At 60.7% G+C, this 12,651-nt stretch carries 23 protein-coding genes; all 23 read left to right on the top strand.

The genetic code is table 11. The features are described 5' to 3' along the window. Positions 1–2 precede the first annotated feature (2 nt). On the top strand, positions 3–749 hold the full coding sequence (rpl4p, locus tag ACN2TU_RS09715) for a 50S ribosomal protein L4 (RefSeq protein WP_435154985.1): 747 nt from the start codon (positions 3–5) through the stop codon (positions 747–749). Beyond that, complete coding sequence (locus ACN2TU_RS09710) at positions 746–997, top strand: 50S ribosomal protein L23 (protein WP_266078300.1); 252 nt, start codon at positions 746–748, stop codon at positions 995–997. The genes rpl4p and ACN2TU_RS09710 overlap by 4 nt, the downstream gene beginning before the upstream one ends. A gap of 2 nt (positions 998–999) precedes the next feature. Further along, positions 1,000–1,722 (top strand): 50S ribosomal protein L2, encoded by a 723-nt coding sequence (locus tag ACN2TU_RS09705; protein WP_435154983.1) that lies wholly within the window; start codon positions 1,000–1,002, stop codon positions 1,720–1,722. After that, complete coding sequence (locus tag ACN2TU_RS09700; RefSeq protein ID WP_435154982.1) at positions 1,719–2,144, top strand: 30S ribosomal protein S19; 426 nt, start codon at positions 1,719–1,721, stop codon at positions 2,142–2,144. Before ACN2TU_RS09705 ends, ACN2TU_RS09700 begins: the two co-directional genes overlap by 4 nt. A gap of 3 nt (positions 2,145–2,147) precedes the next feature. Next, the gene (locus ACN2TU_RS09695; protein WP_435154981.1) at positions 2,148–2,609 is read left to right on the top strand and encodes a 50S ribosomal protein L22; all 462 of its coding nucleotides are present in this window, start codon (positions 2,148–2,150) and stop codon (positions 2,607–2,609) included. Further along, on the top strand, positions 2,609–3,502 hold the full coding sequence (locus ACN2TU_RS09690) for a 30S ribosomal protein S3 (RefSeq protein WP_435154979.1): 894 nt from the start codon (positions 2,609–2,611) through the stop codon (positions 3,500–3,502). The genes ACN2TU_RS09695 and ACN2TU_RS09690 overlap by 1 nt, the downstream gene beginning before the upstream one ends. Next, the gene (rpmC, locus tag ACN2TU_RS09685) at positions 3,502–3,708 is read left to right on the top strand and encodes a 50S ribosomal protein L29 (RefSeq protein ID WP_435154977.1); all 207 of its coding nucleotides are present in this window, start codon (positions 3,502–3,504) and stop codon (positions 3,706–3,708) included. The genes ACN2TU_RS09690 and rpmC overlap by 1 nt, the downstream gene beginning before the upstream one ends. 1 nt (position 3,709) lies before the next feature. Then, the gene (locus ACN2TU_RS09680; RefSeq protein ID WP_435154975.1) at positions 3,710–4,093 is read left to right on the top strand and encodes a ribonuclease P protein component 1; all 384 of its coding nucleotides are present in this window, start codon (positions 3,710–3,712) and stop codon (positions 4,091–4,093) included. Continuing rightward, positions 4,084–4,410, top strand: a complete 327-nt coding sequence (locus ACN2TU_RS09675; RefSeq protein WP_435154973.1) for a 30S ribosomal protein S17 — start codon at positions 4,084–4,086, stop codon at positions 4,408–4,410. The genes ACN2TU_RS09680 and ACN2TU_RS09675 overlap by 10 nt, the downstream gene beginning before the upstream one ends. Then, positions 4,410–4,808 (top strand): 50S ribosomal protein L14, encoded by a 399-nt coding sequence (locus ACN2TU_RS09670; RefSeq protein WP_049969849.1) that lies wholly within the window; start codon positions 4,410–4,412, stop codon positions 4,806–4,808. Before ACN2TU_RS09675 ends, ACN2TU_RS09670 begins: the two co-directional genes overlap by 1 nt. After that, complete coding sequence (gene rplX, locus ACN2TU_RS09665; protein WP_435154971.1) at positions 4,805–5,161, top strand: 50S ribosomal protein L24; 357 nt, start codon at positions 4,805–4,807, stop codon at positions 5,159–5,161. The genes ACN2TU_RS09670 and rplX overlap by 4 nt, the downstream gene beginning before the upstream one ends. Next, positions 5,158–5,859, top strand: a complete 702-nt coding sequence (locus tag ACN2TU_RS09660) for a 30S ribosomal protein S4e (RefSeq protein ID WP_435154969.1) — start codon at positions 5,158–5,160, stop codon at positions 5,857–5,859. Before rplX ends, ACN2TU_RS09660 begins: the two co-directional genes overlap by 4 nt. Further along, entirely contained in the window at positions 5,856–6,374 is a 519-nt protein-coding gene (locus tag ACN2TU_RS09655; protein ID WP_435154967.1) for a 50S ribosomal protein L5, read from the top strand. Before ACN2TU_RS09660 ends, ACN2TU_RS09655 begins: the two co-directional genes overlap by 4 nt. Further along, complete coding sequence (locus tag ACN2TU_RS09650; RefSeq protein WP_435154966.1) at positions 6,371–6,547, top strand: 30S ribosomal protein S14; 177 nt, start codon at positions 6,371–6,373, stop codon at positions 6,545–6,547. Before ACN2TU_RS09655 ends, ACN2TU_RS09650 begins: the two co-directional genes overlap by 4 nt. Positions 6,548–6,549: 2 nt before the next feature. Next, on the top strand, positions 6,550–6,942 hold the full coding sequence (locus ACN2TU_RS09645; protein WP_435154965.1) for a 30S ribosomal protein S8: 393 nt from the start codon (positions 6,550–6,552) through the stop codon (positions 6,940–6,942). Positions 6,943–6,946: 4 nt separating this feature from the next. Continuing rightward, on the top strand, positions 6,947–7,483 hold the full coding sequence (locus ACN2TU_RS09640) for a 50S ribosomal protein L6 (RefSeq protein WP_435154964.1): 537 nt from the start codon (positions 6,947–6,949) through the stop codon (positions 7,481–7,483). 3 nt (positions 7,484–7,486) lie between these two features. Then, positions 7,487–8,188, top strand: coding sequence for a 50S ribosomal protein L32e (locus ACN2TU_RS09635; RefSeq protein WP_435154963.1), 702 nt, complete (start codon positions 7,487–7,489; stop codon positions 8,186–8,188). Continuing rightward, the gene (locus tag ACN2TU_RS09630; RefSeq protein WP_435154962.1) at positions 8,185–8,625 is read left to right on the top strand and encodes a 50S ribosomal protein L19e; all 441 of its coding nucleotides are present in this window, start codon (positions 8,185–8,187) and stop codon (positions 8,623–8,625) included. Before ACN2TU_RS09635 ends, ACN2TU_RS09630 begins: the two co-directional genes overlap by 4 nt. Positions 8,626–8,627: 2 nt before the next feature. After that, positions 8,628–9,182 carry a 50S ribosomal protein L18 gene (locus tag ACN2TU_RS09625; RefSeq protein WP_435154961.1) on the top strand — a complete coding sequence of 185 codons (555 nt, stop codon included), beginning with the start codon at positions 8,628–8,630 and terminating at the stop codon, positions 9,180–9,182. A gap of 1 nt (position 9,183) precedes the next feature. Beyond that, positions 9,184–9,831: a 30S ribosomal protein S5 gene (locus tag ACN2TU_RS09620; protein WP_435154960.1), complete on the top strand. Its 648-nt coding sequence runs from the start codon at positions 9,184–9,186 to the stop codon at positions 9,829–9,831. Further along, complete coding sequence (rpmD, locus tag ACN2TU_RS09615; RefSeq protein ID WP_435154959.1) at positions 9,831–10,295, top strand: 50S ribosomal protein L30; 465 nt, start codon at positions 9,831–9,833, stop codon at positions 10,293–10,295. Before ACN2TU_RS09620 ends, rpmD begins: the two co-directional genes overlap by 1 nt. 2 nt (positions 10,296–10,297) lie before the next feature. Next, positions 10,298–10,777 carry an uL15m family ribosomal protein gene (locus ACN2TU_RS09610; protein ID WP_435154958.1) on the top strand — a complete coding sequence of 160 codons (480 nt, stop codon included), beginning with the start codon at positions 10,298–10,300 and terminating at the stop codon, positions 10,775–10,777. Positions 10,778–11,099: 322 nt separating this feature from the next. Then, entirely contained in the window at positions 11,100–12,566 is a 1,467-nt protein-coding gene (gene secY, locus ACN2TU_RS09605) for a preprotein translocase subunit SecY (RefSeq protein ID WP_435154957.1), read from the top strand. Positions 12,567–12,651: the final 85 nt, after the last annotated feature.

Raw genomic sequence — 12,651 nt, 5'->3', positions numbered from 1 at the left:
CCATGCAGGCAACAGTACGTGACCTGAATGGCGAGGAGGCTGACACGGTTGACCTTCCGGACGTGTTCGACACGACTGTCCGGACGGATCTCATCAAGCGTGCAGTGCTCGCTGCACAGGCAAACCGGAAACAAGATTACGGCACCGACCCGCACGCCGGGATGCGTACACCCGCCGAGTCGCCGGGCAGTGGCCGCGGTATGGCCCACGTCCCGCGAACCAACGGACGAGGTGCTCGCGTTCCATTCACCGTGGGCGGGCGTGTCGCACACCCGCCGAAGGCGGAGAAAGACCGAACGCTCTCGATCAACAAGAAAGAGCGAAAACAGGCAGTCCGCAGCGCTATTGCCGCGACGGTCGACGCAGAGCGCGTCGCCGAGCGCGGACACCGCTTCGATGACGACCTCGAACTGCCGCTCGTCGTGAGCGACGAGTTCGAAGACCTCGTCAAGACGCAGGAAGTCGTTTCCTTCCTCGAAGCGGTCGGCATCGACGCCGACGTCACGCGCGCGGAAGAGAACAAGAAGGTTCGAGCCGGTCGCGGGACGACCCGTGGCCGCAAGTACAAGACGCCGAAGTCGATCCTGTTCGTCACCAGTGAAGAACCATCGCGTGCAGCACGCAATCTCGCTGGCGCTGACGTTGCAACCGCACGTGAGGTCAACGCAGAAGACCTCGCCCCCGGTACGCAGGCAGGACGACTGACCGTCTGGACCGAGAGCGCACTCGAAGAGGTGGCAGACCGATGAGCGTCATCGAATACCCGTGGGTCACTGAGAAGGCGATGAACGAGATGGACTTCGACAACAAGCTCCAGTTCATCGTTTCGCTCGACGCCACGAAACCGGAAATTCGAGACGAAATCGAAGAACGGTACGAAGTCACCATCGAGAAAATCAACACCCAAGTGACGATGAAGGGGAAGAAAAAGGCAACTGTCGCGCTGTCGGACGACGACGACGCGCAGGATGTCGCCTCCCGAATCGGGGTGTTCTAACAATGGGACGCAGGATTCAGGGACAGCGACGTGGTCGCGGTACGCCGACGTTCCGCGCACCGTCGCACCGATACAAGGCCGAACTGAGCCACAAGCAGAACGAAGACAACGACTTGGTCACCGGTACGGTCGTCGACATCGAACACGACCCTGCCCGCAGTGCCCCAGTCGCGGCCATCGAATTCGACGATGGCGACCAGCGACTCGTCCTCGCGCCGGAAGGCGTCGGTGTGGGCGAGGAGATTCAGGTCGGCGTTTCCGCCGAAATCAAGCCGGGCAACACGCTCCCGCTCGCCGAAATCCCGGAAGGGGTTCCGGTGTGCAACGTCGAGCGCCAGCCCGGTGACGGTGGTAAGTTCGCGCGCGCCTCCGGCGTCAGCGCGGACCTCATCACGCACGACCGAGAGGCCGCAGTCGTCGAACTCCCGAGCGGCGAAATCAAGCGCTTGTCGCCTGATTGCCGCGCCACCATCGGCGTCGTCGCCGGTGGCGGTCGAACGGAGAAACCGATGGTCAAGGCCGGTAACAAACATCACAAGATGAAAGCGCGCGGCACCAAGTGGCCGAACGTGCGTGGTGTGGCGATGAACGCCGTTGACCACCCGTTCGGTGGCGGTGGCCGCCAGCACCCTGGCCGACCGAAAAGTGTCTCGCGGGATGCCCCGCCGGGACGAAAGGTCGGGGACATCTCGTCCAAACGAACTGGACGAGGAGGTAACAAATGAGCGGAAACGAATACCGAACCGGACGCGAAGGTGAGTTCACCTATCGCGGCTACGACCTGGACGAACTGCAGGACATGAGCCTGGAGGAAGTCGCAGAACTGCTCCCCGCACGAAAGCGGCGAAGCATCCTTCGCGGGTTGACCGTCGAGCAGGAGAAGCTGCTCGAAAAAGCCCGGAACAAGACCGAGGAAGAATCGGCGAACAGCCCGATTCGAACGCACCTGCGCGACATGCCGGTGCTCCCATCGTTCGTCAACAAGACGTTCGCCGTCTACAACGGCAGCGAGTTCGAGCGCGTACGCATCGAACCCGAGATGTTGGGCCACTATCTCGGCGAGTTCCAGCTGACCCGCAACTCCGTCGAACACGGACAAGCGGGCATCGGTGCGACCCGCTCCTCGAAGTTCGTGCCACTCAAATAAACCATGGGAATCAGCTACAGCGTCGATGCCGACCCGGACACCACAGCGAAAGGGATGCTCCGGGAGCGGCATATGAGCCACAAGCACAGCAAGGCAATTGCCCGCGAAATCAAGGGCAAAACTGCCGGGGACGCGAAAACGTACCTCCAGCAGGTCGTGAACGAGGAGCGGTCGGTGCCGTTTAAGCAGCACAACAGCGGCGTCGGCCATCGCTCGGACATCGACGGCTGGGACGCAGGTCGCTACCCAGAGAAGGCCAGCAAGGCGTTCATCGAACTACTCGACAACGTCATGGCCAACGCGGATGCCCAGGGCTTCGACGGCGAATCGATGGAAATCATGCACGTCGCCGCCCACAAGGTCGGTGAAGTGCAGGGCCGCAAGCCCCGCGCGTTCGGCCGCGCAACCGCCTGGAACACGCCCGAGGTGGATGTCGAACTCATCCTTGAGGAGGTCGAAGAATAATGGCAGACGAACATCAGTTTATTCAGGACGGGCTTCAGCGCTCGCAGATAGACGAGTTCTTCGCGGAAGAACTCGGCCGTGCTGGCTACGGCGGCATGGACGTCGCCAAAACCCCGATGGGGACACAGATCGTCCTCAAGGCGGAAAAGCCAGGTATGGTCATCGGAAAGGGCGGGAAAAACATCCGGAAGATCACCCGAGAACTCGGCGAGCGGTTCAATCTCGACGATCCGCAGATCGACGTTCAGGAAGTCGATGAACCGGATCTCAACGCTCGAATCGTCGCCGACCGACTCGCCAACGCGCTCGAACGCGGTTGGTACTTCCGGAAGGCAGGTCACACGACCATCGACCGAATCATGGATTCCGGCGCGCTCGGCGCCGAAATCGTTCTGTCCGGGAAGGTCACGGGCGCACGTTCGCGCGTGGAGAAGTTCAACCGTGGCTACATCAAGCACAACGGTGAACCCGCACAGGAGATTGTCGACCACGGTCAGGGTGTCGCAGTGATGAAACTCGGCACCATTGGCGTGGACGTCAAAATCATCCCGCCGGGAGCCAACCTGCCCGACGACTTCCAGATCGAGGAGGGTGCAGACCCCGAAGAACTCGTTCCGGAAGCAGTCGAAGCCAACGAGACGGCAGACCTCATCGCGGAACCTGATGAGGAAACGCTCGAAGAACTCGAAGACGACGACGAGGAATCGCCGGAGCCCGGCGAGACCGAAGTCGATGAAGAGATCGTCGAAGAAGTCATCGAGGAAGAATCGGCAGACGCCGACGACTCCGAATCCGAGTCCGTCGAAGAAGAACTCGACGAACTCGAAGAGGAAGTCGAAGCCGAAGCCGAGGAACTGCTCGAAGAGATGGAAGACGAGGAGGCTGAAGAATAATGGCGATTCTTCACACCGAAGAAATCCGCGACATGACGCCTGCCGAGCGAGAAGCAGAGCTCGAAGACCTCGAGACGGAACTGCTCAACTCGAAGGCGGTCAAGGCCGCGGGTGGTGCGCCCGAGAACCCGGGACGCATCAAGGAACTTCGCCGAACCATTGCTCGAATCAAGACGATTCAGCAAGAAGAAGGCGACCTCGAATAAGATGCCACTGACACCCGAGACGCTCACGAAACACGAACTCGTCGGCCTTCCCGTACGGGTCGTTTCGGCGACGAACCCCGACCTCGTCGGTATCGAGGGACGGGTCGTTTCCGAGACGATGCGTACGTTTACCGTCGAGTCCGCGTCTCGGTCGTGGCAGGTACCGAAGCAGGGCGCGAGATTCGAGTTTGCACTCACAGATGAAGCCGCCGTTTCCTGCGAAGGAACGGGGACTTCGTCCAAACTGGGGTCGGAAACTGCCGGAGTTCGCTCCGGTCAGTCTGGCTCTTGCGAGGGCGGAGCCTACGTTACGGTGGATGGAGTCACGCTGCTCTCACGACCCGCATTGCGTACCGAAACTGGAGGTAATTCGAAATGGCGTTAGGATTGAACGTACCAGAACCGGAGGAAACCTGCTCCGACGAGGACTGCCCGTTCCACGGCACGCTTGCCGTTCGCGGACAGATACTCGAAGGGGAGGTCGCCTCCACCGACATGGACAAGACCGTCGTCGTCGAGCGAGAGTACGACGTTACAGTGCCGAAATACGACCGGCAGATGAAACGTCGCTCCCGCGTTCCGGCCCACGCGCCGGAATGCCTCGCTCTCGAAGTCGGCGATACGGTTCGTATCGCAGAGACCCGACCGCTCTCGAAGACGAAATCACACGTCGTCGTCGAGACACTCGGAGGTGACAACTGATGGAAGCACTGAAGGCTGACGTGACACAGGGCGTCGAGAAAGGCTCCCTACTCAACTGTGCCGACAACACTGGCGCACGAGAACTGAAAGTCATCAGCGTTTCCGGCTACCACGGCACGAAGAGCCGCCACCCGAAGGCGGGCATCGGTGACAAGATCACCGTGTCCGTCACGAAGGGGACGCCGGAGATGCGCCGTCAGGTGCTGGAAGCTGTTATCATTCGACAGCGCAAATCCATCCGCCGTCCGGACGGCACGCGTGTCAAATTCGAAGACAACGCGGCCGTCGTTATCGACGACGTCGAAGAGCCGCGAGGGACGGAGATCAAAGGTCCCATCGCGCAGGAAGTCGCCGAGCGGTTTGGAAGTATTGCAAGCACAGCTACGATGATAGTATGACCCGACAACCACGCAAACAGCGAAATCAGACCGAACGCGCCCCGCTCCACAAGCGGCACCAGCAGGTCAAAGCGACGCTGTCCGACGACCTCCGCGAGGAGTACGGACAGCGAAGCGTTCGCGTCAACGCGGGCGACACGGTCGAGGTCATGCGCGGCGACTTCGCCGGCGAAGAGGGCGAAGTGCTCGAAGTGGACATGCAGAACGCTGTCATCCACGTCGAGGAAGTCACCCTCGAAAAAGCAGACGGCGAGGACGTTCCGCGCCCGCTCGACACGAGCAACGTTCGCGTGACCGACCTCAACCTGGAAGACGACCGCCGCGAGGCGCGTCTGGAAGGTGATACCGAATGAGCAACCATCAGAAACGACTCTCCGTTCCGAACTCCTGGCCGGTCGAGCGAAAGACCGCCACGTTCACCGTGAAGGCCGGCGCTGGCCCGCACGGACGTGACGGTGTCCCGCTCCTCATCATCCTGCGGGACGTGCTGGGCTACACCAACTCGAAGAAGGAAGCCCGCTACGCGCTCAACCAGGACTCAGTTCTCGTGAACGGCGAGGCAATCAGCGACGAACAGCGACCCATCGGCATGTTCGACATCATCGCGTTCACCGAACGCGAAGAGTACTACCGCGTCTTCCCCGACGAAGGTGGACGCCTCGCGCTGACCCCCATCGACGCAAATGCGGCGGACGGCCGACTGGCGAAAATCGAGGACAAGACGGAGGTAGCCGGTGGCGAAACCCAACTGAACCTCCACGACGGAAGTAACCTCCGCGTGGACGATGCCGACGACTACAGCACGAAAGACTCCATCGTCGTGGGAACCGAGGAGAAAGACATCCTCGCTCACTTCCCGTACGAAGAGGGCTGTCTCGTCACGTCCGTCCGCGGTCAGCACGCGGGCGAAATTGGCGAAGTCACCGACATCACGGTGACGCCCGGTAGCGGTTCGAACACGGTCACCGTCGAAGGTGACGACACGTCGTTCGAAACCGTCGAGGAGTACGTCGTCGTCATCGACGAGAACTTCACGGGTGATGACGAATGAGCGAAGCCGAATTCCACCAGATGCGAGAGCCGAAAGTGGAGAAGGTCGTCGTCCACATGGGCGTCGGCGAAGGTGGTCGCGAACTCGCCAACGCCGAGGAAATCCTCGAAGACGTGACCGAACAGGAGAGCGTCCGCACGTTGGCGAAGTCCACGCTTCCGGACTTCGGCATCCGTCAGGGCGACCCGATCGGTGCAAAGGTCACGCTTCGCGGCGAGGCAGCACACGAGTTCCTCGACACCGCACTCGCACTGGCAGACCTCTCGGAGACCCAGTTCGACGAGACCGGGAACTTCAGCTTCGGTGTCGAAGAGCACACCGAGTTCCCGAGCCAGGAGTACGACCCGAACGTCGGAATCTACGGGCTTGACGTGACCGTCAACCTCGTTCGACCGGGCTACCGCGTCGCAAAGCGCGACAAGGTCTCCCGACAGATTCCGTCGAACCACCGACTGACGGCCGAGGACGCCATCGCGTTCCTCGAAGCCAACTTCGACGTTGAGGTGGACGAATGAGCGAAAGTGAGAACGACGCGACCGGCGAGCAGACGGCCAAGCGCACGGGACAACTCCAAACGTGCCAGCGCTGTGGTCGAAAGCAAGGTCTGGTCGGAAAATACAACATCAACCTCTGTCGCCAGTGCTTCCGCGAAATCGCACGCGACATGGGATTCAAGAAGTACCGATAATCATGGCAGGAAACGACCCACTCAGCAACGCACTCTCCGGCGTGGACAACGCCGAGAGTGTCGGTCATCTGTCCCACACGGTACAGCCCGCCTCGAACGAGATCGGCAGCGTGCTCGAGGTCTTTTACGACCACGGGTACATCGACGGCTTCGAGTTCGTCGAAGACGGAAAAGCCGGTCGCTTCGAGGTCGAACTGAAAGGCGCGATCAACGAATGTGGTGCGGTCAAGCCCCGCTACTCCGCGGGCAAAGACGACTTCGAGAAGTGGGAGAAACGATTCCTCCCCGCCCAGGACTACGGGTCACTTGTCGTCACGACCAGCCACGGCGTCATGAGCCACTACGAGGCCCGCGACCAGGGAATCGGTGGCCAAGTCATCGCGTACGTCTACTAGAACAATGCCACGAGTAGAAATCGAAATTCCGGACGAGGTGACCGTTGACGTAGACCACCTCGACCTGACCGTTGATGGCTCGGAAGGATCCGTCACACGACGGCTCTGGTACCCGAACATCAATGTCAGCGTCGAGGACGACGCAGTGGTCATCGAGAGCGACGCCACCGACGCCAAAACGAAGGCGACGATGGGAACGTTCGAGAGCCACGTACGAAACATGCTTCACGGCGTGTCCGAGGAGTGGGAGTACAAGATGGAAGTCTTCTACTCTCACTTCCCGATGCAGGTTCGTTCCGAGGGCGACGAAGTCGTCATCGAGAACTTCCTCGGTGAGAAAGCGCCCCGTCGGACGAACGTCCACGGGGACACCACCGTCGAAGTGAACGACGAGGAACTGTCCCTGCGCGGCCCAAGCATCGAAGATGTGGGCCAGACCGCCGCGGACATCGAACAACTCACTCGCGTGAGCGGCAAAGACACGCGCGTGTTCCAGGACGGCGTCTACATTACTGAGAAGCCGTCTACGGGAGGTGCCTGATAGATGGCTGACGAACCAGAACAGATCGAAGACATCAGCGGTGTTGGCGAAAGCAAAGCCGAGTCGCTCCGTGACGCTGGCTACGAGTCCGTCGAGGACATCGCCGGTGCCGAACAGAGCGAACTCGCCGAAGTCGACGGTATCGGCAACGCGCTCGCCGCCCGTATCAAAGCGGACGTCGGTGGTCTCGAAGTCGAAGAGGAGACGGAAGCCGAAATCGAAGACGAGACCGAAGCGGAAGAGGAACCGGACGAGGATGTCGAAACCGAACTGCAACCCCGCGGCCTGACCGAGAAGACGCCAAGCCTCGGCGACGAGGAAGCGCGACTGCTTAAACAGCGCAAACGCGAGGGCAAACCGCAGTTCAATCGACAGGACTACCACAAGAAAAAGCGGACGCCCACGTCGTGGCGCAAACCTCGGGGTAACCTGAGCAAGCAGCGCCGCGGCATCAAGGGCAAAGGTGACATGGTCGAGTCGGGCTACCGCACGCCGAAGTCGGTTCGGGGCAAGCACCCGAGCGGCTTCGACGAGGTTCGCGTCCACAACGTCGATGATCTCGATGGCGTGGACGGCGACACCCAAGCGGTTCGCATCGCCTCGAAAGTCGGTGCTCGCAAACGCGAGCGCATCGAGGAAGTCGCCGAGGAAGAGGAAATCCGCGTCCTCAATCCGACCTACGTCGAAGTGGAGGTTGAAGAATGAGTGACCTGAGTGCACAGAAGCGACTCGCCGCCGACGTGCTCGACGTTGGGAAGAACCGAGTCTGGTTCGACCCCGACGCGCAGGGTGCCATCGCGGACGCGATTACCCGTGAGGACATCCGCGAACTCGTCGACGACGGGTCGATTCAGGCGAAAGACGCAAAGAGCAACTCCCGCGGCCGCGCTCGCGAGCGCAAAGCGAAGCGCAAATACGGTCACCGCAAGGGGCCGGGCACCCGGAAGGGGAAGAAGGGCGGCCGCAAGAACTCGAAAGAGGAGTGGCAGAACAAGGTTCGTGCGCAGAGACGCAAACTGCGTGAACTCCGCGCCGAGGGCGAAATCACGAAGTCACAGTATCGTGACCTCTACGACAAGTCCAAGGGTGGCGAGTTCCGTAGCGTGCAATATCTGCTGAACTACATAGAGAACAACTACTAACAATGGCAACTGGACCACGATACAAGGTGCCGATGCGCCGCCGCCGCGAGGTCCGAACTGACTACCATCAGAGGTTGCGCCTGCTGAAATCGGGCAAGCCCCGCCTGGTCGCTCGGAAGAGCAACCAGCATGTCAGGGCGCAGCTGGTCACGATGGGTCCCGACGGCGATAACACGGTTGCGAGTGCGTACTCCGGCGATCTGGAGGAGTACGGCTGGGAAGCCCCAACGGGCAATCTCCCCAGCGCGTACCTCACTGGATACCTGCTCGGAAAACGCGCACTCGATGCCGATTACGACGAGGCGGTGCTCGACATCGGCCTCAACACGGCAACACCCGGTAGCAAGGCATTCGCAGTACAGGAAGGTGCAATCGACGCTGGCCTCGACATCCCGCACAACGACAGCGTGCTGGCAGACTGGTCGCGTAACCGCGGCGAACACATCGCCGAATACGCAGAGCAGTTAGACGAGTCGCTGTACGGTGGGGATTTCGACGCCACAGAACTACCAGAGCACTTCGACGAAGTGCTCTCAAACCTCCAGGAGGACGAATAATATGTGTGCAAACTACAACGACGGCTGGGAACCCCAGACCCGTCTCGGCCGCAAGGTCGCCGAGGGCGACATCGACACGATGGAAGACGCCCTCAACTCCGGCCTCCCGCTGAAGGAGCCGGAGCTGGTCGACCAGCTCCTCCCCGGACTCGAAGACGAAGTGCTGGACATCAACATGGTTCAGCGCATGACCGACTCCGGGCGACGCGTGAAGTTCCGCTGTGTCTGTGCCATCGGCAACCGCGACGGCTACGTGGGCTACGCCGAAGGCCGAGACGACCAGGTCGGCGGTGCCATCCAGAAGGCGATCGAGATCGCGAAGCTGAACATCATCGACGTTCCCCGCGGCGCAGGGTCGTGGGAAGACCGCAGCGACCGACCGCACTCGCTCACCCACCGGACGACCGGTAAGGCAGGCAGTGTGGAAGTCGAACTCATCCCGGCACCCGCCGGACTGGGTCTCGCGGCAACCGACACCGTGCGTAAAATCCTCGAACTCGCCGGTATCGAGAACGCATGGACGAAAAGCCACGGCAACACGCGAACGACACTCAACCTCGCCAAGGCGACCTACAACGCCCTCGAGAACGCGTCGCAGGCACGTGGCCCGCGCACCCGAACTGAGGAAGAGCCGGAGGTGGCTGACTGATGCGAGCAGTCGTCCAAGTTCGCGGAGAGGTCGACATGACGCAGGGTGTCCGCGATACCCTCGGCATGCTCAATCTCCACAAGGTCAACCACTGCGCGCTGGTTCCGGAAACGGAAACCTACCGCGGAATGGTGACCAAGGTCAACGACTGGGTCGCACACGGCGAACCCGACCAGGAAGTCCTGGAAACGGTGCTGTCCAAGCGAGCACAACCGCTCGAAGGAAGCGACGACGTTGATGAGGAATGGCTCGCAGAGAACACGGAGTACGCCGACTTCGCCGAGCTCTCGGAGGCACTGCTCGACGAGGAAACGACCCTTCGAGAACAGGGCCTCACTCCGGTCCTCCGACTCCACCCGCCACGCGGTGGTCACGAGGGCATCAAACACCCCACGAAAGAGGGTGGCCAACTCGGCAAACACACGACTGAGGAAATCAACGAACTCCTCAAGTCGATGCGATAACCATGAGTAAGAAACGACGCCAACGTGGCTCGCGCACGCACGGCGGCGGGACGCACAAGAACCGCCGCGGTGCGGGTAACCGCGGAGGACGCGGACGCGCAGGCCGCGCCAAACACGAGTTCCACAACTACGAACCGCTCGGAAAGCACGGGTTCAAACGACCCGAAGACGCAAAGGAGACGGTACTCACCGTGTCCGTGCAGAAACTCGACGAAGACGCTGCTCTCTTCGCGGCAGAGGGTGTCGCAGAAGAGACCGACGACGGCTACGAAATCGACGCACGCGATGTCGTCGATGATGGCTGGGACGCCGACGCCGTCAAGGTGCTCGGCAGTGGCCAGGTTCGCAACAGCCTCGACGTGACGGCGGACGCCTTCTCGGCGACCGCAGTCGAACTCATTGAGGAAGCGGACGGCAGCGCCGTCCTCAGCGACCGCGCCGAGGAAGAAGCATCCGACGACGAAGAAGACGAAGCCGAGTAGTCTTACTCGAATTCATTCTCTGCGATAGTATTTCCTCGCTACCGATGGGAACGTTCTTTCGACCAACACAGTCAGTTCTGCTGTCGGGATCGTGTGATTCTACTGTCGTCGCATAGGTAAGTATGTGATTGACAGATAGGTTCTGCGTCGGTAGTCGAAGCCGATCCCCCGACAGCCACTGAAACGTTCTCGTAACCGATTTGATATCGCCTTTCCGGGGAGATGAGGATTCCTCGACGGGAGGGGAAATGGGGGAAACCCCACTGACTGTCACATTACGAAGTCGAAGGAGATACGTGTGATGAAGTCGGAGGTATAGTCAATGGGTTGGAAAGAAACCGCAGAACCGGTTTTAACACGGATGCCCGCCGTCCAGCGCCCGGAGGGGCACGTCCCCTTCAAGCGCAAGCTGACTTGGACGGCAGGAATCCTCGTGTTGTATTTCTTTTTGACGAACGTCACTCTCTACGGGGTGAACACGAGTACAGACCTCTTCGGTCAGTTCCGCTCCCTACTCGCGGGTTCACAGGGGTCCGTCCTACACCTCGGTATCGGTCCCATCGTTACCGCGAGCATTGTTCTCCAGTTGCTCGGCGGTGCCGACCTGCTCGGACTTGATACGAACGACCCGCGTGACCAAGTGCTCTATCAAGGCCTTCAGAAACTGCTGGTCGTCGTGATGATTTGCCTGACCGGCCTGCCGATGGTTTTCATCGGTGGGTTCTTCCAACCGGAGCAGGCACTTGTCGGAACGCTTGGCTCCGCGATGGCCGTTAAATGGGTCATCTTCGCGCAGATATTCATCGGCGCGATTCTCGTCCTGTTCATGGACGAAATCGTGAGCAAGTGGGGCGTCGGGAGCGGTATCGGGCTGTTCATCATCGCCGGTGTCAGCCAGAGCCTCGTCGGGGGGCTGTTCTCGCCGCGTGGAATCGGCAACCAGGTCGGTCTCATCCCACAGTGGTTTGACATCATCACCGGCAACGCGGGGAACGTCCCGTCGTTGCTGACTGGTGAGGGTATCCAGTATCTCCTGCTCGGTCAGGGGCAACTCATCGCCCTTCTGACCACTGTGTTCATCTTCGCCATCGTCGTGTACGCGGAGAGCGTTCGCGTCGAGATTCCGCTCAGCCACGCGCGAGTGAAGGGTGCCCGCGGTCGCTTCCCCGTGAAGCTCATCTACGCGAGCGTCCTGCCGATGATCCTCGTCCGCGCCCTGCAGGCGAACATCCAGTTCCTCGGGCGCATTCTGAGTAGTCAACTCGGAAATGGCATGCCCGCATGGCTCGGCTCCTACAACCGATTCGGTAACCCCACCGGCGGGCTGTTCTACTACTTCGCACCAATCCAACGACCACAGGACTGGATGTGGTGGGGCGGAACGATCGCCCAAGAGCCGTGGCAGGTACTGCTCCGCGTCGCAATCGACCTCGGATTCATGGTGGTCGGCGGCGCTATCTTCGCCATCTTCTGGGTCGAGACGACCGACATGGGGCCGGAGGCGACGGCGAAGCAGATTCAGAACTCCGGCATGCAGATTCCCGGCTTCCGCCAGAATACCGGCGTCATCGAGAAGGTGATGGAGCGGTACATCCCGCAAGTCACCGTCCTCGGCGGCGCGCTGGTCGGCCTGCTGGCCGTCATGGCGAACATGCTCGGTACCATCGGTGCAGTCTCCGGTACGGGACTACTGCTGACCGTCTCCATCACGTACAAGCTCTACGAGGAAATCGCAGAAGAGCAGTTGATGGAAATGCATCCGATGATGCGCGAGATGTTCGGCAGCTAACGCCACGCTAGCCGATTCGATTTTATCGTTCCCACGTTACCAACGCGACAGAGGTACTCACACTCGAAAAATAGCGATTCGCTTC

Source organism: Haladaptatus marinus (genome assembly GCF_051194195.1).
This window is presented reverse-complemented; position numbering and strand designations above follow the sequence as displayed.

Bases quoted from the DNA above. Each gene is read 5' to 3' on its own strand.
- ACN2TU_RS09680 (WP_435154975.1), top strand. From the start codon at position 3,710: ATGCCACTGACACCCGAGACGCTCACGAAACACGAACTCGTCGGCCTT.
- ACN2TU_RS09670 (WP_049969849.1), top strand. From the start codon at position 4,410: ATGGAAGCACTGAAGGCTGACGTGACACAGGGCGTCGAGAAAGGCTCC.
- ACN2TU_RS09705 (WP_435154983.1), top strand. From the start codon at position 1,000: ATGGGACGCAGGATTCAGGGACAGCGACGTGGTCGCGGTACGCCGACG.
- rplX (WP_435154971.1), top strand. From the start codon at position 4,805: ATGACCCGACAACCACGCAAACAGCGAAATCAGACCGAACGCGCCCCG.
- ACN2TU_RS09695 (WP_435154981.1), top strand. From the start codon at position 2,148: ATGGGAATCAGCTACAGCGTCGATGCCGACCCGGACACCACAGCGAAA.
- ACN2TU_RS09650 (WP_435154966.1), top strand. From the start codon at position 6,371: ATGAGCGAAAGTGAGAACGACGCGACCGGCGAGCAGACGGCCAAGCGC.
- ACN2TU_RS09655 (WP_435154967.1), top strand. From the start codon at position 5,856: ATGAGCGAAGCCGAATTCCACCAGATGCGAGAGCCGAAAGTGGAGAAG.
- rpmD (WP_435154959.1), top strand. From the start codon at position 9,831: ATGCGAGCAGTCGTCCAAGTTCGCGGAGAGGTCGACATGACGCAGGGT.
- ACN2TU_RS09700 (WP_435154982.1), top strand. From the start codon at position 1,719: ATGAGCGGAAACGAATACCGAACCGGACGCGAAGGTGAGTTCACCTAT.
- ACN2TU_RS09635 (WP_435154963.1), top strand. From the start codon at position 7,487: ATGGCTGACGAACCAGAACAGATCGAAGACATCAGCGGTGTTGGCGAA.
- ACN2TU_RS09675 (WP_435154973.1), top strand. From the start codon at position 4,084: ATGGCGTTAGGATTGAACGTACCAGAACCGGAGGAAACCTGCTCCGAC.
- ACN2TU_RS09660 (WP_435154969.1), top strand. From the start codon at position 5,158: ATGAGCAACCATCAGAAACGACTCTCCGTTCCGAACTCCTGGCCGGTC.
- ACN2TU_RS09610 (WP_435154958.1), top strand. From the start codon at position 10,298: ATGAGTAAGAAACGACGCCAACGTGGCTCGCGCACGCACGGCGGCGGG.
- rpmC (WP_435154977.1), top strand. From the start codon at position 3,502: ATGGCGATTCTTCACACCGAAGAAATCCGCGACATGACGCCTGCCGAG.
- ACN2TU_RS09645 (WP_435154965.1), top strand. From the start codon at position 6,550: ATGGCAGGAAACGACCCACTCAGCAACGCACTCTCCGGCGTGGACAAC.
- ACN2TU_RS09690 (WP_435154979.1), top strand. From the start codon at position 2,609: ATGGCAGACGAACATCAGTTTATTCAGGACGGGCTTCAGCGCTCGCAG.
- rpl4p (WP_435154985.1), top strand. From the start codon at position 3: ATGCAGGCAACAGTACGTGACCTGAATGGCGAGGAGGCTGACACGGTT.
- ACN2TU_RS09630 (WP_435154962.1), top strand. From the start codon at position 8,185: ATGAGTGACCTGAGTGCACAGAAGCGACTCGCCGCCGACGTGCTCGAC.
- secY (WP_435154957.1), top strand. From the start codon at position 11,100: ATGGGTTGGAAAGAAACCGCAGAACCGGTTTTAACACGGATGCCCGCC.
- ACN2TU_RS09620 (WP_435154960.1), top strand. From the start codon at position 9,184: ATGTGTGCAAACTACAACGACGGCTGGGAACCCCAGACCCGTCTCGGC.
- ACN2TU_RS09625 (WP_435154961.1), top strand. From the start codon at position 8,628: ATGGCAACTGGACCACGATACAAGGTGCCGATGCGCCGCCGCCGCGAG.
- ACN2TU_RS09710 (WP_266078300.1), top strand. From the start codon at position 746: ATGAGCGTCATCGAATACCCGTGGGTCACTGAGAAGGCGATGAACGAG.
- ACN2TU_RS09640 (WP_435154964.1), top strand. From the start codon at position 6,947: ATGCCACGAGTAGAAATCGAAATTCCGGACGAGGTGACCGTTGACGTA.